At 53.9% G+C, this 19,910-nt stretch carries 16 protein-coding genes; 2 read left to right on the forward strand and 14 right to left on the reverse strand.

Features of this window, described 5'->3' with window-relative positions:
* Positions 1 to 57: 57 nt before the first annotated feature.
* The 7 genes from tkt to RIN67_RS07850 all read right to left on the reverse strand — a co-directional run bounded on the left by tkt (position 58) and on the right by RIN67_RS07850 (position 10,125).
* Positions 58 to 2,085, reverse strand: a complete 2,028-nt coding sequence (tkt, locus tag RIN67_RS07820; RefSeq protein ID WP_313825939.1) for a transketolase — start codon at positions 2,083 to 2,085, stop codon at positions 58 to 60.
* Positions 2,086 to 2,393: 308 nt separating this feature from the next.
* On the reverse strand, positions 2,394 to 3,317 hold the full coding sequence (rbsK, locus tag RIN67_RS07825; protein ID WP_024746087.1) for a ribokinase: 924 nt from the start codon (positions 3,315 to 3,317) through the stop codon (positions 2,394 to 2,396).
* 121 nt (positions 3,318 to 3,438) lie between these two features.
* On the reverse strand, positions 3,439 to 4,452 hold the full coding sequence (gene rbsR, locus RIN67_RS07830) for a ribose utilization transcriptional repressor RbsR (RefSeq protein ID WP_264999290.1): 1,014 nt from the start codon (positions 4,450 to 4,452) through the stop codon (positions 3,439 to 3,441).
* A 331-nt stretch (positions 4,453 to 4,783) separates the two neighbouring features.
* Positions 4,784 to 5,773: an aldo/keto reductase gene (locus RIN67_RS07835; RefSeq protein ID WP_264999289.1), complete on the reverse strand. Its 990-nt coding sequence runs from the start codon at positions 5,771 to 5,773 to the stop codon at positions 4,784 to 4,786.
* An 83-nt stretch (positions 5,774 to 5,856) separates the two neighbouring features.
* Positions 5,857 to 6,765, reverse strand: a complete 909-nt coding sequence (murQ, locus tag RIN67_RS07840; RefSeq protein WP_264999288.1) for an N-acetylmuramic acid 6-phosphate etherase — start codon at positions 6,763 to 6,765, stop codon at positions 5,857 to 5,859.
* 210 nt (positions 6,766 to 6,975) lie between these two features.
* Positions 6,976 to 8,625, reverse strand: coding sequence for a peptide ABC transporter substrate-binding protein (locus tag RIN67_RS07845; RefSeq protein ID WP_264999287.1), 1,650 nt, complete (start codon positions 8,623 to 8,625; stop codon positions 6,976 to 6,978).
* A 15-nt stretch (positions 8,626 to 8,640) separates the two neighbouring features.
* A complete protein-coding gene (locus tag RIN67_RS07850) occupies positions 8,641 to 10,125 on the reverse strand; it encodes an amidase (protein ID WP_264999286.1) in 1,485 nt (494 codons plus the stop codon).
* 141 nt (positions 10,126 to 10,266) lie between these two features.
* Here RIN67_RS07850 and RIN67_RS07855 point away from each other — a divergent pair, with 141 nt between their 5' ends.
* Positions 10,267 to 11,145: a transporter substrate-binding domain-containing protein gene (locus RIN67_RS07855; RefSeq protein ID WP_264999285.1), complete on the forward strand. Its 879-nt coding sequence runs from the start codon at positions 10,267 to 10,269 to the stop codon at positions 11,143 to 11,145.
* Positions 11,146 to 11,165: 20 nt separating this feature from the next.
* On the forward strand, positions 11,166 to 11,852 hold the full coding sequence (locus RIN67_RS07860) for an amino acid ABC transporter permease (protein ID WP_264999284.1): 687 nt from the start codon (positions 11,166 to 11,168) through the stop codon (positions 11,850 to 11,852).
* Between the two features lie 20 nt (positions 11,853 to 11,872).
* Here the strand turns inward: RIN67_RS07860 and RIN67_RS07865 are convergent, their stop codons facing one another.
* The 7 genes from RIN67_RS07865 to RIN67_RS07895 form a co-directional block, all read right to left on the reverse strand.
* A complete protein-coding gene (locus RIN67_RS07865; protein ID WP_264999283.1) occupies positions 11,873 to 12,943 on the reverse strand; it encodes an acyltransferase in 1,071 nt (356 codons plus the stop codon).
* A gap of 60 nt (positions 12,944 to 13,003) precedes the next feature.
* Positions 13,004 to 13,990, reverse strand: a complete 987-nt coding sequence (locus RIN67_RS07870) for a ribose-phosphate diphosphokinase (protein ID WP_264999282.1) — start codon at positions 13,988 to 13,990, stop codon at positions 13,004 to 13,006.
* Positions 13,991 to 14,085: 95 nt separating this feature from the next.
* Positions 14,086 to 16,608 carry an SF1B family DNA helicase RecD2 gene (recD2, locus tag RIN67_RS07875; protein WP_264999281.1) on the reverse strand — a complete coding sequence of 841 codons (2,523 nt, stop codon included), beginning with the start codon at positions 16,606 to 16,608 and terminating at the stop codon, positions 14,086 to 14,088.
* A gap of 5 nt (positions 16,609 to 16,613) precedes the next feature.
* Entirely contained in the window at positions 16,614 to 17,297 is a 684-nt protein-coding gene (locus RIN67_RS07880) for a tetratricopeptide repeat protein (protein WP_264999280.1), read from the reverse strand.
* A 13-nt stretch (positions 17,298 to 17,310) separates the two neighbouring features.
* Positions 17,311 to 17,967 carry a histidine phosphatase family protein gene (locus tag RIN67_RS07885; RefSeq protein ID WP_264999279.1) on the reverse strand — a complete coding sequence of 219 codons (657 nt, stop codon included), beginning with the start codon at positions 17,965 to 17,967 and terminating at the stop codon, positions 17,311 to 17,313.
* A gap of 159 nt (positions 17,968 to 18,126) precedes the next feature.
* A complete protein-coding gene (gene mnmA, locus RIN67_RS07890) occupies positions 18,127 to 19,257 on the reverse strand; it encodes a tRNA 2-thiouridine(34) synthase MnmA (protein WP_264999278.1) in 1,131 nt (376 codons plus the stop codon).
* 311 nt (positions 19,258 to 19,568) lie between these two features.
* A complete protein-coding gene (locus RIN67_RS07895) occupies positions 19,569 to 19,910 on the reverse strand; it encodes a DUF1831 domain-containing protein (RefSeq protein WP_024746073.1) in 342 nt (113 codons plus the stop codon).

Here is a 19,910-nt window from a genome sequence, read left to right on the forward strand (position 1 = left end):
TAAAAATGTCGTCTATCAAACGAGATTCCCGTTTAATAGACGACACCATTGGTAAATTTAAGCGTTAAGGTCTAAATAAGTCTGTACGACCCGTTCTGGCGTGAAACCGGCCATGGTAATGACCTGTTCCCCCGCCCCACTAGCACCGAATTGGTCTTGTGAGATAACAGCTCCATCGAGACCGGTGTACTGGCACCATCCCAGCCCACTAGCCATTTCGACAGCGACCCGTCGCCGTAACCGACGGGGCAAGACCTTTTCACGGTAGTCTTGCGACTGGGCGTTGAACCGTTCAAAACTCGGCAGAGAAACCACCCGTACATCGTGTCCCGCCGCTAAGAGTTGCGCCTGGGCGGCTAACGCCAACTGAACTTCGGAACCCGACGCCAGTAAGATTCCTTCCGCCGTCCCCTGAGCTTCGCTGACCACGTAACCCCCACGTTTCACACCACTGTGCACCCGGGCTGCCGGCTTAGGTAGCGTCGGTAAGCCCTGTCGCGTCAACACGATAGCGGTTGGATGATCGGTGGCCTCTAAGGCCGCAGCCCACGCCGCCACCGTTTCGTTCCCGTCTGCTGGCCGGAAAACCGTCAACCCCGGAATGGCCCGGAGCGCTGCCAGCTGCTCCACGGGTTCGTGCGTGGGACCATCTTCCCCAACGGCTAAGGAGTCGTGGGTGAAGACGTAGATCACCGGTAGCTTCTGCAGGGCCGCTAACCGGATAGCCCCCTTCATGTAGTCAGAAAAGACGAAGAAGGTCGAGCCAAAGACCCGGGTCCCGCCGTGTAGGGCAATCCCGTTCATCGCCGCTGCTTCCGCGAATTCCCGAACACCAAACCAGAGGTTCCGTCCTTGCCGGTTCGCTGCGCTGAAGCGATCATCGGCCGCAATCGCCGTTTTATTCGAGCTAAAGAGGTCGGCAGAGCCACCCCAGAGATTGGGACACAACGCACTTAACTGCTGGAGGGTCTCCTGACCGCTGACTCGTGACGCCAACCGGTCCTTCTTATAGTAGACCGGTAATTGGTCTACCAAATGCTTCGGAAGGGTCTGACTCACCCCTTGGGCAAAGCGCGCTGCCAGTTGGGGTTCCAAGGCTGAATACCGGGAGATCATACTGGACCACTCTTGATGGTTCGCCCAGCCCCGGGCCTTGATACTACTTAAGAACCGATCATGGACGGCTTCCGGAACCGTAAAGGGATCATTGTCCCACCCGTAGAAGTTCCGTGTTGCCGCCAAATCAGCTTGGCTTAACGGCGCGCCGTGGACTTTATTGGTCCCTGCATGGGGACTACCGGCCCCAATCTGCGTCTTGACCTCGATCAAGGTCGGCCCATCCTGATTACGCTTAGCCGCCGTAATGGCCGCATCGATAGCTTCCAAGTCATCGCCATCCGCGACCCGCGAATAGTTCCAGCCATAGCTGATAAAGCGTTGGGCGACATCGTCATGACAAGCGTTCGTCAACGGCCCGTCCAAAGAGACATCGTTTGAGTCGTACAGAACGATTAACTTATTCAAGTTCAACTGACCAGCCAGACTGGCGGCTTCTGCCGCGACCCCTTCCATCAGATCACCATCCCCGCAGAGTGCGTAGGTGTAGTGATCGACAACGGGGTAGTCTTCGCGGTTGTATTCCGCCGCCAAATGGGACTCCGCCATGGCCATCCCGACCGCCATACCGATTCCTTGACCCAGCGGACCCGTCGTGGCATCAACGCCTGGCGTAACTCCGAATTCCGGATGGCCGGGCGTCTTACTCCCCAATTGACGGAAGTGCATCAGGTCATCCCGACTCACAGCAAACCCACTGAGATGCAGGAGACTGTACAGCATGGCTGAACCGTGCCCCGCTGAGAGGACGAACCGGTCCCGGTTAAACCACTTCGGGAACGAAGGATCCACTCGCAGGTGCCGTGAAAATAAGACATACGCCATTGGCGCTGCGCCCAATGGTAATCCTGGATGGCCGGAACGTGCCCGGGAGATCATATCCATACTGAGCATTCGGACCGCCGTAACGGCTTGGGTATCTACTTGATCAAAATTCATTTGTTCTTGGACAACTTTTTCATTTAACATCTCAATAAGCCTCGCTTTATCGACCATACCATTTATGATCGTTGATTTTCATTTGATGACATTAAACGCTAACTTTACCGGTAGAGTCGACGTTAGGCTTCGACTTTCATAACTATACCAATCTAACCGATTAAATGCAATAGCTAAATAGAACGTTATTAGATAGGCCTTTATATCGTTTAATTGGTCTAACCATTTTGTAGACCGGTATTTAAATGCTGCAACCGGTTGTCATAATCATTATAAAAAAAAGGATTCTTTTCAAATTAATTTGAAAAGAATCCTGAATAGACCAATTTAATTGTTGGTTACTTCTTAGCTGCTGCTTGAACCTGGTCAAAGGTTGGAATCGATGGCATAGCCCCGAGTCCCTGGACCGTCAAGGAACTGGCCCGTTGTGCGAAGACCAGCGCCGTTTCAACGTTACTCAAGTCTGGCGTCAACTGCGAGCTCAAGGCGCCGATGAAGGTATCCCCAGCGGCCGTGGTGTCCACCGCCTTGACCTTAAACGCCGGTACGAAACCAGAACCGTACTTTTCAGTATTGTAGTACGCGCCCTTACTCCCGACCGTGATAATCAAGTTTTTAACGCCCATTTCCCGGAATTTCACCGCATTGGCATCCATCGACGCCACATCCGTTACTTCGATCCCCGTTAAAACGGCACTTTCCGTTTCGTTAGGAACCACCAAATCAGTCACTTTCAGGATGGCTGGGTCAATCTTCGCAGCCGGCGCCGGGTTCAGAATCGTGGTGACCCCGTGTTGTTTGGCCAGCGTAAAGGCCGTTAACGTCGCCGCTTGTGGCGTCTCGAATTGGGTAATTAAGAAGTCGGCCTTGGCAATCTCTGCTTCCACTGCCGTGACTTCAGCTGGCTTGATCTGCTGGTTAGAGCCCCCGTAGACCAAGATACTGTTCTGCCCCTCTTCGTCTAACAGGATGAAGGCAGACCCCGTCCCAACGGTCTTATCGGTCACAATGGCACTAGTGTCGATACCGTCGTTCTTGAGGGATTCCACCATAAACCGACCGGCTTCGTCATTCCCCACCTTACCGATGAAGCGGGTCTGAGCGCCCGCCCGTGCAGCCGCGACCGCTTGGTTCGCACCCTTACCACCGGCGGCACTACTCTTGTTTTCCGTAGAGAGCGTTTCGCCCGGCTGAGGCATCCGCGCAATCCGCAAGGTGGTGTCGACGTTCAAACTTCCTAATACCGTTACTTGATTTGTCATAATTGACCCTTCACTCCTTCATCCTGAGTTGCGTGTAAAACGTTTTACGTTATACTGACGCAACGTGTTTTAACTTTCTACACGTAGCGTATCATATTTCGAAAAGGCTTACAAGCGGAATTTAATCCGGCTTAACCGGTCCCGTGCTTTCTCGCTGCCGAAAATCAACTGGTAGCGCCACCACCTGTGCCGCTTGACGCCGATTATGGATCCGGTTGATCAGCAGTTCTGTGGCCTGTTCACCCATTGTGACCACCGGTTGGTGCACACTGCTTAACCGTGGCACGACATACTCGTCCAAATCAATATCATCGTAGCCCAGGACTGAGATATCCTGAGGCACGCGAATTCCCCGTTCGTGGAACCCCCGCATCAACCCTAATGCCGTCTCATCGTTAATGGCAAAGACTGCTGTGGGGTGTTGCTTTAGAACTGCCGCCGTAGCTTGATAGCCCCCTAGCTTCGTCATCGGTGACAAGATAATGTCCGCATCCGTCAACGTCACCTGGGCTTGGGCCAATGCCTGGCGAAATCCTGCCAGGCGAATCCGCAAATTCTGGGTAGCATTTTGGGGCATGACCACTGCAATCCGCCGGTGACCAAAGGCCAACAAGTGTTGCGCCGCTAACTGGCCGCCCCGGTCGTCATCGATGCGGACCCCATCCATGCTGGGCCCACCGTTTTGATCGATCAGTAAGTACGGAATCCCATTCTTCTTCAGGATATTATCAATGGCTTCCCCGGTAATCGAGGCACTGGCGATGATCAGCCCGTCGACCGCCCGCTTGATCAGTTCCTGCAGATAGTAGCTTTCCAACTTCTCATCGTGGTTCGCCCCAAAAATCAGGGGAATGAACTGTCGCTGCCGACTCGCTGATTGGACCCCCTTAATGAACATACTAAAAAAGGGGTTCCCTAAGTTAGGGACCAAGACACCGATGGTCTGCGCCGACTTCATAATTAAATTCCGCGCATTAAAGTCCGGGACGTACCCCATCTCTTCTTGCAATTGATGGACGCGCCGGCGGGTATCCAGACTAAACCGCTCGCCTTTACCGTTTAAAATTTGTGAAACCGTGGTGACTGAAACGCCCGCCGCTTCAGCCAGGTCTCGAATCGTGACTTTGCGTGTCATAGCAACCTCCACACCATCTTGTTTAGTTTATTATACCGCACGGGTTAGCGCTTGCGGGCGAAGTTTTCCAGAAAAACTAAAGAGCGTGCGATAAAAGGCGGTTAGTCAAGGGGCAGCCGGTGCCAATCAGCATACACTTAAGACGACAAATGGTTGGTGTTCTTATTTATGCAAGCAACCACTATGCCCTTATCCTGTTGGGGGACGAGAGTCTTTTTAATCGATAATAAGCGTCAATCATATACTTGAATACCACATCACTGCCGTTCAAAAAAGCTCTGTAAAACCGTTTGGATTTTACAGAGCTAGTCTTAGACTGTTTCAAGTTCAATTAAGCTTTCAAGATTCGGTCAATAGCGGCCAATTCTTCAGGATCAAATTTCAGATTCTGCACGGCCTTGACGTTTTCATACAAGTGTTCCGGCTTGGAAGCCCCCGTAATCACACTCGTCACTACGGGATCATGGAGTAACCAAGCTAGCGCCATGTGGGAGAGTTTCTGCCCCCGACTCTGCGCAATCTTGTTCAAAGCGACCAGTTTTTGGGCCACTTTATCCCGGCCCTGATCCAAGACATATTGACTGGACCAGTGAATGTTCACATCATCGGGAATCCCATCCAGATACTTATCGGTCAACAGACCTTCCGCCAACGGACCATACGCAATGACCCCGGCGTTGTTCCGGCGCATCTCGTCAAACAAACCGTCCTGGTTGGCCTTTTGGTTCAACATATTGTAGGAAACCTGGTCCGCCACGAATGGCGTGTGGAGGTCCTTGAAAATCTTGATCATGGCTGCTGCTTGTGGCGCCGTGTAGTTGGAGATTCCCACGTAGAGTGCCTTCCCTTGGCGAACGATATCGTTCAACGCAACGGCTGTCTCTTCAGGTGACGTCTCCGGATCGAACCGGTGGCTGTAGTACACGTCAACGTAGTCCAAGCCCATCCGTTCCAGCGATTGATCCAATGAGGCAATCAGTGCTTTACGGGAGCTCATCTGGCCATAAGGTCCAGGCCACATATGGAACCCAGCCTTCGTGGTAATCACGAGTTCATCACGGTAAGGCTTCAATTCCCGGGCAAAGACCTGCCCGAATAGCCGTTCCGCTTCACCAGTTCCCGGACCGTAGTTCGCCGCGTTATCGAAGCTGAAGATGCCCGCATCGAACGCCTTTAAAATGATGTCCCGCGTATCCGCATAGTTGGCACTTTCACCAAAACTATGCCACATGCCAAAAGAAATTGCCGGTAGTTGAAAACCGGTATTGCCTGCTCGGCGAATCGGCATCTTCTCGTACCGTTTTTCATCTGCTACATACATAAACTTGTCCCATTCCTTTCTACTCAATACCTAGTCTAAAGTATAAAGGAATTGGTGCGGACCGGTCAAGCGATTCACTAGGGCTAATGGCGGTCGTCACTTAACTTCACGGCCTGAGAAACGTGGCCGTTAGTGGTAGCCAATAACTCCTTAGCCTCCGCAATGGTGCCCTTGGTCTCAATCAGCACAATGGCCAACGGAACATTATTCCCCGAACGCGCTAACGCCCGCTCGGCAGCCAGCGTAGACGTCTGAGTTGCTTCCGCGATGATCTTCTTGGCCCGCTCTAAAGTCTTATCGTTTGTCGGGACTACGTTAATCATCAGGTTCTGGTAGACCTTCCCAGACTTGATCATGATACCCGTAGACAGCATGTTCAATACCATCTTCTCGGCCGTTCCCGCCTTTAGCAGGGTCGCCCCGGTAATGACTTCTGGCCCCACAACGGGGGTAATCGGGTAATCCGCTAATTCGGCAAGTTCACTATCGGCGATGCACGAGAACCCAATCCCCAATGCCCCTTGCGTCTGCGCATACCGCAACGCGGCTACCGTGTACGGCGTCTGGCCAGAGGCCGCACTAGCAATCACGATATCGTTCGCCGTGATATTAACCGCTTCCAAATCAGTCTGGGCAAGTTCTGGTGAATCCTCTGCCGACTGAACGGTCTGGGTCAAAGCCGCTTGGCCCCCCGCAATCAGCCCAAACGTCTGCTGGGCCGTTAACCCATAAGTGGGCTGTAACTCGGTAGCGTCGATGACGCCTAAGCGACCGGACGTGCCGGCACCCACGTAAATCAACCGACCACCCTGATCAAACTTGGGATACGCCGCATCAATGGCCGCGGCAATCTGGGGCAATTGCTTCTGGACCGCCCGGGCTACCCGCTGATCTTCCCGATTAATCGTGGCCACCATATCTAGTGTCGATTCCCGATCAATATGGGTCGAACGGTGATTACGTTGTTCCGTCAAAATTTCGTCTAATTGCATATCGTCATCCTCCAACCTACGTGATAAACATTTTATGTATTCGTTTTCATAAACACTACTTTAGGTATAACATGTTCCATAATGAATTTCAATTGTGATTTCAAAAATGTTAGCAAGCGTTTTCATTTCTAGGCAACCAAAAAGCCACCCGGTCAACACCGCGTGGCTTTTCATCATGTTTTCATTAAACTTTGGGTTCTGGGCTAGAACTTACTGGTGAACTTCCATCCACTGGTAACCCCGGCTCATCCCCGCCGGGTTCCAGACGTAGCCGCTCACCTTGGCGTTCCACAACTCAACGGTGGCCGGTTGATACAACGGTACGACCCCTTGTTGGGTCATCAATCGCTTCTCGGCCGTGACCAAGTCCTGATAACGGGCAGTTGGCCGGTTGGCATCCTGATTCTCCGACTTTTGAATGGCGGCGTCGTACTGCGCATCGCTAAACCCACCATTGTTATTGGTGTTGCCAGTACTCATCAACGATAAGAAGTTGATGGGATCCGCGAAATCAGCACCCCAACTAGAGATGACCAAATCAAAATTCCCGGCGTTCGACCGACTCAGCCGCGTCTTATATGGTAGCGAGTTGAGCGTGATCTTCACGTTGGGTAACTTGTTCAATTCGGCCTGCAGGTACTGTGCGACCGTCTTGGTTCCTGGTAAATCATCACTCAGTAAGGTCAACGTCAACTGCTTGGTCCCCGTGGCCTTTAACCCCGCCTTCATCAGCTTCTTAGCCTGGGGCAGGTCGTAGGCCACTCCCTGCTTAACATAAGCATCCCGGGCAAAGTCAGCCTTAGTCTTAGGATTGCGCGTCAGGTTCTGGGATACAAAGCCTAGCGGTGCCTTGGACCCGTCCCGTAAGACGTGACTGGCCAGCTGCTTTTTATCGATTGCCAAGGACAAGGCTTGCCGGACCTTCAGGTTCTTTAGAGCCTTGACCCGCTTTTGGTTCATCTGCATGTAGTACGTGGTTCCGCCAACGTAAGTCTTCAGATTAGGGTTATTCTTCAGGTTCGCCACCTGAGTCCCGTCCAGCGTCGTGGCATCCAAGGACTTCTTCTGGAAGAGGCTAAGACCCGTTGCTGGATCCGCTACGACCTGGAAGTTCAGCTTGTTCAGATGAATCTGCCGCTTATCCCAGAACTTGGGGTTCTTCACTAACGTCCAGTTCTGCGACGTACCTTGCCACTTAGTCATCTTGAACGGACCATCGTAAGCCGTCGCACTGCTGGAATGACCATAATGGCTACCTTCCTTAGTCACTACGGATTCTTCTTGCGGGAAGAAAGTTGGGAAGGCCAGCAAGAGTTTGAAGTACGCCACGGGCTTACTCAACGTGACTTCTAGGCGATAATCCCCTAACGCCTTGACCCCTAATTGGGACGGTGCCAGTTTCCCGTTTTTAATCTGATCAAAGTTCTTCACACCGGCCATCAAGTAGGCGTACTCAGAAGCCGTCTTGGGGGTCACCGTTCGCCGCCACGAATAGACAAAGTCGTGCGCCGTAACGGGCTTCCCGTCGTTCCAGTGATTGGTCTTCCGCAGATCAAACACGTAGCGCTTGCCCCCGTTAGACACCGTAGTCTTAGTTGCCAGAGCGTTAATCAACTTTTCATCCTTACCTAACCGAAACAACCCCTCTTGGGTGTGGTAGAGCATGGTCAGACTGGTCGAATCGGCCGCCTTAGAAACGTCCAAGGTCGTCACCTCTGACTTGGCAGATAACTTAACGGATTGATCAGCCGCTAGCTTGGTCGACGATGAAGACGACGAATTAGATTTGCCGCAAGCCGCCAAGCCCCCCACGACCAGCAGGGTCAGTCCTAGTAAGATACCAAAATGCTTTCCTCTCAAAATCCTATCTCCTCACTACAATTTAGTTGTGTGTAACCATTTTAACTTGTTCGCCCGTTCGAATAAAGCCCCAAGTTGTAACAAGACCGCTTCTTGGCCCTTAGCCGCGTTGAACTGGATTCCCAGGGGCAAGTCCTCAGGGGTTACTGCCGTCGGTAAACTAATGGCGGGCTCCCCCGTTAAGTTCGCCTGTTGGGTAAAGGGCGAACGGGTCAGTGCCGGTAACCATTGGTCATAGATCAGCTGCTTTTGGGCTGCCGGGCTCAAGCTAGCAATGTCTTGCATCTTCGCAACGTGTTCGGGCGACACCAGCGAATCCCCCACCTTAGGCGCCGGCCAAGCCGTCGTTGGCGTTAAGATCACCGGGTACTGGGCATGGAGTTGGGCCATCTGCCAGGCCGCCTGATCCCATTGTGCCAACGCTAGGCTGTATTCAGCGGCACTCGTCTTAAGCCCCGTCTGGTACAACGCCCAGGTCAATAACTCCATGTCATCGGCCGTCAGCTTTCGCTGCAGGCTCGTAGCCAGTTGACTCATGAACGCCGCCGTTTCACCCGCGTTCATGGTGTAATAACTTTCCATTAAGGCCACGCCATCTACGGGGATCTTCACTTCTTCCACGGCGTAACCCTGTTCTTCTAAGAACTGAGCCGCGTCACGAACCGCCGCCACTGCCGTCGGGCTGACCGGCGTCCCCACTGGTGAAACGGTGGAGAAACCAATCACACCTGGTCGGCATTTCTGCGAAAGTTGCGCCGCAAATCCTGGTTGCGCCAGGGGCGTCTGAAAGACCGCCGCGGGCTGGAGGGTCTGCAGGCTATCTAGTAAGGTCGCCGTATCGGCAATTGACCGGGTCAACGCAAAATCAATTGCCGCCCCCTGCCACGACCGCCAATCACTGGGACCGACCGGAACCCGGCCCCGCGTGGGCTTCAACCCAATCGTTCCCGACCAAGACGACGGAATCCGAATGGACCCGCCCCCGTCACTACCGGCCGCAATCGGGACGAATCCCGCAGCCACACTGGCTCCAGCGCCCCCAGAAGAACCACCGGGTTGGTAGTCTAAGTTCCAAGGATTCCGGGCCGGCCCGTAGAGTTGGGCATCCGTAATGTTTTTAAAGCCGAATTCCGGAAAGTTGGTCTGACCAATCACGATGAAGCCCGCTTGCTGTAACGCCCGCACGAAGAAGCTGGTCTCCGTGGCCACGTTATGCGCTAAGAGGCGCGACCCACTGGTACTCGACTCCCCCTTAAGCTGCTGACCCAGCCCCTTTAACAGCAACGGGACTCCCAAAAAGGGTTGGCCCGTATCCGTCTGAGCGGCTGCCTCGGCCATGGCCTGCGCCTTACGCGTGGTAATGACCGCATTTAACTCTGGATTCTGTCGGTCGATCTCCGCAAACGCCGCCGTAATCAGCTCTTGGCTGGTTACCGCCCCTTCACGAATGCGCCGCGCCCAAGTGAGTGCCGGTGTGCCGACCCAATCTGTCACTGTCATATAAAACGACCTCCTATGATGATACCACTAATTTTATGTAAGTCACCTACTTGGATTTACCTTACCCGGTTGTAAAACCGTTTTCAAGTCGTTATACTTAAAAAGTCTTAAATCACAAACTCCGAAGGGACTGAAAACTTGATGAATAAGACGAAAAAATGGTTGGTTTTAGGGTTAGGTTTGAGCATGGTACTGAGTGCGGGACTCGTTGGTTGCGGGAAATCCTCGACTCAGGCAACGGCTCAACAGGCAACAAAGAAAAAGACGCTCATCGTGGCGACTTCCGGGACACTCTACCCGACGTCGTTTCACGATCCAAAGTCCAAGAAGCTAACGGGCTTTGACGTCGAAGTGGTCAAGGCGGTGGCCAAGGGGCTCCACAAGAAGGTCGAATTCAAAGAACTCGGCGTGGATGGCCAACTGACCGCAGTCAAGACGGGTAAGGCTGACATCGCCGCAAACGATTTTGGCCTGTCTCCCGCCCGGAAGAAGGACTTCGCCTTATCGACGGTCTACAAGCACTCCTTCAGCAGCCTGGTGGTCCGGGATAAGAACGATTCCGGAATTCACTCCTGGGCAGACATCAAGGGGAAGAAGGCGGCCGGTGAAGCGGGGACCAATTACCAACGCCTTGCGCAACAGCTAGGCGCGAAGTTGGTCAACTACGACAACGTCTCCAACGACGTCTACATGCGCGACGTCAAGAATGGCAAGACCGACTTCATCATGAACGACTATTACCTGCAAAAATTGGCTCTGGCCGCAACGCCGCACAGCCAGTTGCACATCGCCAAAGGCTTATACTTTACCACTAGCGATGACGGTAGTGGTGTCGGCATGCTGATGAAGAAGGACAACACCGCCTTGCGGAAACAAATCGACAAAGAAGTCAAGGTGCTGTTGAAGAACGGGACCATCAAGAAGCTGGCCGTCAAGTACTACGGGGCCGACGTCACCCAGCAGCCCAAGGTTCACATCTCCAAGAACTTCAAGATCAAGTCACAGTACAACGGCCAATAACCAGTTAGGGGGCGGACACCATGCTCCATGACTTTACCATTCCGGGGTTCTTTAACGCCCCGCTCGCTTGGTCCTCGGTACCCCAGATTCTAAGGGGCCTACCGATGTCGGTATACCTGACAGCCGTGGCCTTTCTCTGTGCACTGATTCTCGGACTCTTCTTAACATTGGCCCAACTCAGTCACTGGCGCCTGCTTCACGGCATCGCGCGGTGCTACATTTCATTCATGCGCGGGGTGCCCATGTTAGTGGTGCTCTTCATTGTCTACTTTGGGTTCGGCGCAAACGCCCTGCCAGCGGCGATCATCTCGTTTACGGTGGTCTCCTCGGCGTTCGTCTCCGAAGTCTTTCGGTCCGCCTTTATGGGAATCGACCCCGGCCAGTACGAAGCCGCCTATTCCTTAGGCCTCTCCTACCCCAAGGTCATCCGCTACATCATCTTGCCTCAGGCCCTCCGAATCGGGCTACCGGCGCTCGGGAACATTCTGCTCGATATGTTTAAAAGCACATCGTTAGCGGCCATGATCACGGTCTCCGAGATGTTCATGCAGGCCAAGATTGTCGCGGGGGCTAATCAGGACTACATGACCATCTACATCACGATTGCCGTTCTTTACTGGCTGTGTTGTGTCGTCCTGACGGCGGGGCAAAACTGGCTAGAGCGACACTTAGATTACGACCGCCGCGCCAAGCAAGCCACCAATTAAGTCATGAAAAAAGCTTGTCCTTACCGGGACAAGCTTTTTTGAACCCCTAATTTAACCGCCGACCAAGCCCTATGCATCCCGTACGCTAAGGTAAAGGCCAGTAACCAGGTCCCCAAGTAACACGTCAGCATCCGAGGCACCAGCGGCCAGGCCGTGGTGAGCGACCAGAGTAGCGTCAGCCAAAAGACATGGCCTAAAAACGCCCGGTAAGCGTAGGTCGCCAGCCAGTGAATCCCGTTGACGGTGCGCCCCCAACGGCTGATCTGTCGGAAGCCCACCAGTGCAATCAGCAAAATAATCGCGAACGAATATAGCGTCGCCGACCACTGATAGTAGCTGGCGTCAGCCAACTGAACGGGCAACCCCCGGTCGAGCAACTGCCAGGTCAGCCACCCGTAGGCCCCCGCCACAACTGCCAATAGCCCCCACCGATACCGGTCAAGCCATTGCGTCCACCGGGTCCCGCCACTGGCTAAGGTCCCGGCCACCCCGTACGGCAAAAAACTTAGACAGATGCGGTCGACTAAGTACGTCGAAAAGTGGGGAAAGGCCGCTAACCAAGCGGCGTACACGACAAACGTCACCCCCAAGGCCCACCAGGAGCGATGGGCTTGCGTCCCACACCACCGCGCCAGCCACCAAAAAGCGGGCATTACAATGATGAACTGGAGCATCATGCTGTTATACCAGAGGTGGGGTGCCGCATTCCCGTTGACGAACTGCCACAGAAAGCGCCGTACATCGTGGTAGGCTTGGTGCTCCTGCACTTGGGGAATCACCACCAAGTAGGCTAGCGTCCACCAAATGGTCGGCACGAACATGGCATGCCACTGCTGTCGGTAATAGTCCCGGTAAGCCCAGGTCGGCCGGTCTCGATAATGGCGCAGAATCGTATACAAGATGCCGAAGATGAAGGCTGGCGCCGTGAACTTGACGGCATCGTAAACCAGGCCCATCCCCCATTGCTGCCCCGCCGTGGGGGCTTGCGCCATTCCCAAGCCCAGTACCGACTGGATCATCACCAGGGTACACGCCGTTGCCTTGAGGTAATCGCCAATATCCGTTTGTCCTGCTACCCGTCTTGCTTGCAAATCCTCACCCCACTAAAAAAGGGGCACCCCTGTCGGAGCCCCCCAAAAACATCTGAATCATTACTGCTGTTGCTTTTGAATCGGCGAGCGGAAGAGTTGATCCACTGGCTGTTCGTGATAAATCAGGTTGATGGCCCGACCAAATAACTGGTCAACGGACATGATCTCGAACTTATCGCTTTGCTTTTCTTCAGGAATCTGAATCGAATCGGTGACGACCACCTTTTCCAACTCGGAATCGTTGATCCGTTGCGTCGCATCCCCCGAAAGGACCGGGTGCGTGGCACAGGCAAAGACGTCCGCCGCGCCAGCCTTCTTCAAAGCTCCTGCGGCCACCGTAATCCGAACCGCCGTGTCAATAATGTCATCAACTAAGATGGCGTGCTTGCCTTGAACGCTCCCAATCACGGCTTCTGGGTGAGCGGCATTCTCCGTTTCACTCCGGTTATCGATGATGGCGATGGGGGTCCCCAATAGCTCGGCTAGCCGCCGGGCCCGACTCACACCAGCATGATCCGGCGCCACCACGACCGTGTTGTCCGCCGTTAACTTGGACTGACCTTCAAAGTAGCTCGCCAGCAACCGGTCACTCTGTAAGTGGTCGACCGGAATATCGAAGAATCCTTGTAACTGGGCTGCGTGCAAGTCCAGGGCAATCACCCGATCCACCCCGTCCATCTGTAACATGGAGGCGACCAACTTCGCCGTAATGGGTTCACGGGAACGTGCCTTCCGGTCAGCCCGTGAGTAGCCGTAGTACGGAATGACCACGTTGATCTTCTCCGCACTGGCCCGCCGTGCAGCGTCGACCATGATCAACAGCTCCATCAAATTCGTATTAACGGGATCCGAGACGGACTGAATCAAAAACAGTTCATCCCCCCGGATACTCTCGTCGATACTGATTTGAATCTCACCGTCACTAAAATGCTTAATTGTCGCCTTTCCTAATTCAACGCCAGCTGCCTGGGCAATCTTTTCGGCTAAGGGACGATTCGAGTTCAGGGCAAATACTTTCAATTTACCCGCTTCGACCTGTTCTGACATAACAGCCTCCTAAAGTTCTAACTGCGTTCATGAAGTCTTACTTGCTTTTATTATCGCAATTTCGGCCGGGAAACGCAACGATTTACCGAACACTTTTAGTGCTTCCTCATAAATTGTTGGGGAGTTACCCCCTGCATGCCAATCATGGGATCAATGCCGCCCGTTAAGACCAACTGGGGCGTCAACCGGTAATCCTTGGGCGTCGGCGTGGCGGTCGCTGCCGGTTCTGGCGTTGTAGGCGTCTTCGGTGTCGCCGAAGGATCAGCCACCGTCGACTCAGTTTCTTCAGTCATCGCTTCAGAATCTGACTTGACCGGCTGATCTGGCGCTAAGACCGCTTGAATCCGGGCCGTCAACGTGGTGTGCCGGTTGACCGACAGGTTCTCGACACAGGTCCGAAAGGCTTGGGGTTCACCAATCAGAATCAGCATATCGGCTGCTCGCGTGACCGCCGTGTACAGCAAGTTCCGTTGCAACATTCGACTATACTGGCTGACCATCGGGAGGATCACCAACTTAAACTCCGACCCCTGCGACTTGTGGATCGACATACAATAAGCCAGTGTGAGTCGGTTCCAATCGTTACGCGCGTAGGTCACTTCGGTCTGCTCGAACGCAATCGTCAACTGGTCGCTCTTGACCTTACTATGTGGTGCCTTAGCTAAGTCGATTCCCGTAATGGTCCCAATGTCGCCATTGAAGACGTTGTTTTCCGGACTGTTAACCAGGTGCAAGACCTTGTCGCCGATGCGGAACTTCTGTTGCCGAAAATCGACTTCCTTTTGCTGCGCACGGATTTTGGGATTCAAGATTTCCTGCAAGATCTGGTTCAACCGGTCGATCCCCGCGACTCCGCGGTACATCGGGGCTAAGACCTGAATATCCGCCGCCGTGAATCCCTTTTGGTGAGCTTTAGCCACGATCTGGTCGATCACCGACCCGACCTGGTTCGCGTGACAAGCGATAAACGACCGGTCCTTTTGATTCTGTGTGAAGTCTGGCGGCAGTTGCCCGTTCTTGATGGCGTGGGCCAGCGGAATGATCGACGACCCATCCCCCTGCCGGTAAATCGTATCCAACTGAATCTTACTCAGATGAGGACTATCGAGGAGGTCGTGAAAGACCTGGCCCGGTCCCACGGAAGGCAGCTGGTCCTTATCGCCGACTAAGACCACTTGCATCCCCACAGGAACCGCACGCAACAGCACCTTCATCAGGGAAACGTCGACCATCGACGTCTCATCGATGATCAAGAGTCCCCCCTCGAGGTCCTTGGTCGTGGCAGCGTCTAGGTCGTCCTCCCGTCCGGTTAACCCTAACAGGCGGTGAATCGTACTGGCGGGTAACCCGGTGGTCTCGCTCATGCGCTTAGCCGCGCGGCCGGTAGGCGCCGCCAATAAAATTGGAAATGGTTTTTCTTTATATTGATTAATATCTAACGACAACTCGTTGAGCCGCGCGTACAACTGGACCAACCCCCGAATAATGGTGGTCTTCCCGGTCCCCGGCCCCCCGGTCAGCAACATGACCTTGGCCTGAATCGCCGCAATCAACGCCGCCGTCTGGGAGTCATCGTAGACGATGGCCAACTGTTTCTCAACAATCCGCAACTGCTTACGAATTGCCGCTTCATTAAACTTTTCCGCGGGATCTTGGTCCGCTTGCAACAGCCGGTTCAGGTGCTCGGCAATCTGCCACTCCGCGTCATACAGCGGCTTTAGGTAGATTCGTTGCTCATCCCCCACGACCTTCTGCTGCTTGGCTAGCGTCAGCAGTTGGTCCGCCAAAAGTTGGGGTTGTAACCGAACGTTGCGGCTATTCTCCAAGAGGCTCAGCGTCTGCGTCAGCAAGGGCTTGGCCGTGGTGTAGGTATCGCCGTTCGCCACGGATAAGTCCCGCAAGGTCTGTAGGAGTCCCGCACGAATCCGCTCCGGTCGGTCCGGGGCGTACCCTAATTGCGTGGCAATCTGGTCAGCCCGCTTGAAGCTGACTCCGGTAATATCTTCGGCCAACTGGTAAGGATTCTCGTGAATCACGTCTAGGGTCTTCTCCTGATACCGGTTATAGATGGCCGCCGCTAACGTGCTCCCGAAGCCGTACCCGTTGAGCCCAATAATGATCTGTTCCATGCCGTTATTGGTCTGCAACTGGCTGATCAGCGTCTGCGTGACTTTCTCAGACAGGCCCAATCCCGCTAACACGTGATGATCGTTTAAAATCTTCTCGATTGTGTCAGGGCCCAACGCATCCACGATCTTTGTGGCCGTCTTCTTCCCCAGCCCCGGGAAGTCCTCACCGCTTAAGTAAGCGATGACCCCACTCCGCGACGTCGGGGTCTCGTTTTGATAGTTGTCCGCTTGGAACTGCACCCCGTACTTGGGATGCTCGACTTTTTTACCCGTAAACCGGTAAGTCACGTCGTCCTTGATATCGGCGAAGTTTCCCGTGACCACAATCTCGTCTTCATGCCAGTCTAAACTGGTCTCGCTGATCTTAATCAGCATGACCTTGTAAAAACTGTCGTTACTGGCAAAAAAGACCGCACTGACCGTCCCAACGACGTAGTCCGCTTGCGCTCCCTGATTCGCTGCCAATAAGTCCAAAGATTCGGTTGCCATACCCGTTACTCCTTTTTCTTGCGCTGTGCGTCAACAAACTTTTCAATCTCCGTCAGGCGCTTTTGCCCCTTCGCGTAGTACTGGGGATCAGCTGCCTTGGCTCGGGCAAAGTAAGCCGCGTAAGGTTCACCCTGCACCATCGCCACTAACCCCCGGTCGAAGTTGGCGGGACCGTTCTGCGCGTCTTGGCTGAGAATCTGGTCATAATAGTGGCCCGCTTGCGCCATATCACCGACCGCTAAGAGATTTTCCGCTACGACCTGCAACGTTGCTGGGTCTTGGGGTTGGCTCGCTAGTGCGGTCAACGCAAAGGCCAGGGCCCGCTTATGGTCGCCATTGGCCATGTGCGACTGGGCGATCATCAGATACCCCGCTCCCTTGAGTTGTGCGTTCAACTGGTCAAACTGGGCAATGGCCTTAGGATAGTCCTGGGCCGCGTAGTAGACGTTACCCAGTCCGTAGTGCAACCGTTCCACAGCGTCCGGACGTTCCGCGAAGAGCCCTAAGGCCTTCATCAGAAGCTCTTCAGCCTGCGCATAAGACTGCAGGTCCACCAATGCGGTCGCCAATTCATAATAGGGTTCAAAGTCCCCCGGGTGACTGGTAATCTGTTGGACCAGCCGGTGGACTAGGGCTTCCGAACGTTGCTTGGCTGCCGCTCGGTGACCCGTTTGCTTTTCTTCTGTCATTTTATTCAATCCTTTAAATCGTGTCCGTGGGGGAAGGCGTCGCCGTGAGGAAACTGGTATTGTTCCAATCGACCAGGTCAAAGTGCTGCCCGTCTTGGGTCTCTAACACCGTTACACTGGTATTGCGAATCCCGCCCCGCTTGCGTAGGTCAGCTAACGGCGTCCCCAGTAAGGCGTTGATCTCGGCATTTAACGCCGCACCATGGCTGACAATCAACACGTTGTCGTCATCATGCGGATTGTCACGCACGATGCGTTGAATTGCCGGCGTCATCCGGTCAATCACCTGCGTAAACGTCTCGCCCCCGATTCGGTCCGTCACGTACCGGTCCGGATGGTTGCGAAAGGCGTCCAGTTCGGTCGGGTACTGCTGCTGAATTGCCGTAAAGGTCTGCCCCTCTAAGGCGCCCAAGTGAAATTCTTCTAAGCGACTCAGTAACGTTAACGGAATCCGCTGATGCAACTCCCGCACCACGTGCTGAGCCGTGACCCGGGCGCGCTTGATAGGACTCGCGTAAGCGTGCCGAAAGGGGATGTCTTGCAAGTAATGGCCGACCTGGGCCATCTGCTGATAGCTTTCCGGCAACAGGGGCGAATCACCGCCGGCACCCTGAAAACGCCCTTCTAAATTCCACTGTGTCTTTCCGTGACGAATAAAATAGAGTTTCACTTCGGCATCGTCCTTCCACGTTAATTTTTCGTAATCCTTACATATTATGACAGTTTTTCGCTGGTTTTCAAAGTCCTTCCTCCGCGTCCCGCCAGAATCTTTTCCCACTAGAAAAGCCCCGCTCACGACAATCGCCGTAAACGGGGCTATGCTTCAAGACTAGATTAACTGTAACTGACGCTCAGCGTTGTACGCAGCGTCAATAATGGCGCTACCTAAGCACTCATTGCCGTTATAGAAGACCACAGCCTGACCAGGCGTGATTGCCCGGGCTGGGTCGTCAAACTCAACGGTGACCTGCTGGCCGTCATCACTTAAGTGAACCGTCACACCAGTATCCTTTTGCCGGTAGCGGAACTTCGCCGTGCAATGGAAGTCACTGCCCCGGTCGATCGTGTTGACCCAGTGAATGTCGGAAGCAGACAGATGCGTCGCGTAGAGGTGCGGGTTATGGTAACCCTTGCCCACGTACAGGATGTTTTGCTTCAGATCCTTGCCAATCACGAACCAAGGCTCGTTATCGATTCCGTCACCGCCGATGCCTAAGCCCCGACGCTGACCAATCGTGTAGTACATCAACCCAGCATGCTCACCCTTGACTTCACCGTCAACGGTCATCATCTTGCCGGGCTTAGCTGGTAAGTATTGCTTCAAGAAGTCCTTGAACTGACCCTTCTCACCAATAAAGCAAATGCCCATGGAATCGGGCTTCTTAGCCGTAGCCAAGCCAGCGTCTTCGGCCATCTGCCGTACTTGCGTCTTCTTGACCAAGTCCCCGATTGGGAACATGACCCGGTCCAACTGCTCAGCGGATAACTGACTCAAGAAGTAGGTCTGATCCTTATTCTGGTCAACGGCCCGCAGCAAGTGGTTATGTCCATCAGCATCCCGCGTCAACTGCGCGTAGTGCCCCGTTGCGATGTAGTCCGCACCCAGCTCCAAGGCGTAATCCAAGAACGCCTTGAACTTGATCTCCTTGTTACAGATAACGTCCGGATTAGGGGTCCGGCCCTTCTTGTACTCATCCAAGAAGTACGTGAACACGCGGTCCCAGTACTCCTTCTCAAAGTTGACCGAGTAATATGGAATCCCGATCTTAGCGGCAACTTTGGCCACGTCCTTGTAGTCTTCGGTAGCGGTGCAGACACCGTTCTCATCCGTGTCGTCCCAATTCTTCATGAAGACGCCCACGACATCGTAACCCTGCTGCTTAAGCCGCAACGCCACGACGGAGGAATCAACACCACCACTCATACCTACAACAACGCGCGTTTGGCTGTTGTCTTGCATGGTATCACCATCATTTCTATCAGATTCTGGAGAATCTACGAGTTGAAGGTCGCACAAGTCCAGTATTAATCAGTGTACCCATTTGCTCCCTATTTTGCAAGCCTGGTGTTTCTTTTCCCAGGTCCCCCACTTTTCAAGGCGCAGGCTGTGGCCATCATCCACCTTACCGGGACCTAAAGAAACCGGCCCCGAGGCCCCCATTCGCAAAATGACCGCCCCTCACCCGGTCAAGCCCAGGTAACGGACGGTCATTTTCCTACGTTGCCAAGGTCGTGGCAACGCAAGGGGCCCTCAAACTAACGGAACCCCCACTACTTTTTCTGTAAGATTTCACGATCCATCAGGTTCTGGAGAATAAAATGGTACTGTTCCACGTTCCCCTCGGCGTGCGCACCTTTGAAGATGTTGACGCGCCGATTACCCGAGGCGTTGGTCGTTGCCATCTTGAACCCACTGAGGTCCTTCGCAATCGTAATCTTTAACATCTGATTCTTATTATAAGGAGAGGTCGGATCTACGGAGCGCTCCAACGTATAGTTGCCGGCATTCGACACCTGAAAACCCACGTCCTTTAGGGCGTAAGCCTTCACGTTAGGATGCAATTCGTAGGTATCCGTATCTCCTTCGATCTTCATGGCTTTTTGAAAGAGCAC

Origin of the sequence: Levilactobacillus namurensis (genome assembly GCF_032197885.1) — a bacterium.
GTDB classification, from domain to species: domain Bacteria; phylum Bacillota; class Bacilli; order Lactobacillales; family Lactobacillaceae; genus Levilactobacillus; species Levilactobacillus namurensis_A.

Coding starts and splice junctions, on each gene's coding strand:
- RIN67_RS07835 (WP_264999289.1), bottom strand. CDS start 5,773: ATGTATGTAGCAGATGAAAAACGGTACGAGAAGATGCCGATTCGCCGA.
- RIN67_RS07860 (WP_264999284.1), top strand. CDS start 11,166: ATGCTCCATGACTTTACCATTCCGGGGTTCTTTAACGCCCCGCTCGCT.
- mnmA (WP_264999278.1), bottom strand. CDS start 19,257: ATGCAAGACAACAGCCAAACGCGCGTTGTTGTAGGTATGAGTGGTGGT.
- rbsR (WP_264999290.1), bottom strand. CDS start 4,452: ATGACACGCAAAGTCACGATTCGAGACCTGGCTGAAGCGGCGGGCGTT.
- RIN67_RS07870 (WP_264999282.1), bottom strand. CDS start 13,990: ATGTCAGAACAGGTCGAAGCGGGTAAATTGAAAGTATTTGCCCTGAAC.
- murQ (WP_264999288.1), bottom strand. CDS start 6,765: ATGCAATTAGACGAAATTTTGACGGAACAACGTAATCACCGTTCGACC.
- rbsK (WP_024746087.1), bottom strand. CDS start 3,317: ATGACAAATCAAGTAACGGTATTAGGAAGTTTGAACGTCGACACCACC.
- tkt (WP_313825939.1), bottom strand. CDS start 2,085: ATGTTAAATGAAAAAGTTGTCCAAGAACAAATGAATTTTGATCAAGTA.
- recD2 (WP_264999281.1), bottom strand. CDS start 16,608: ATGGCAACCGAATCTTTGGACTTATTGGCAGCGAATCAGGGAGCGCAA.
- RIN67_RS07855 (WP_264999285.1), top strand. CDS start 10,267: ATGAATAAGACGAAAAAATGGTTGGTTTTAGGGTTAGGTTTGAGCATG.
- RIN67_RS07850 (WP_264999286.1), bottom strand. CDS start 10,125: ATGACAGTGACAGATTGGGTCGGCACACCGGCACTCACTTGGGCGCGG.
- RIN67_RS07880 (WP_264999280.1), bottom strand. CDS start 17,297: ATGACAGAAGAAAAGCAAACGGGTCACCGAGCGGCAGCCAAGCAACGT.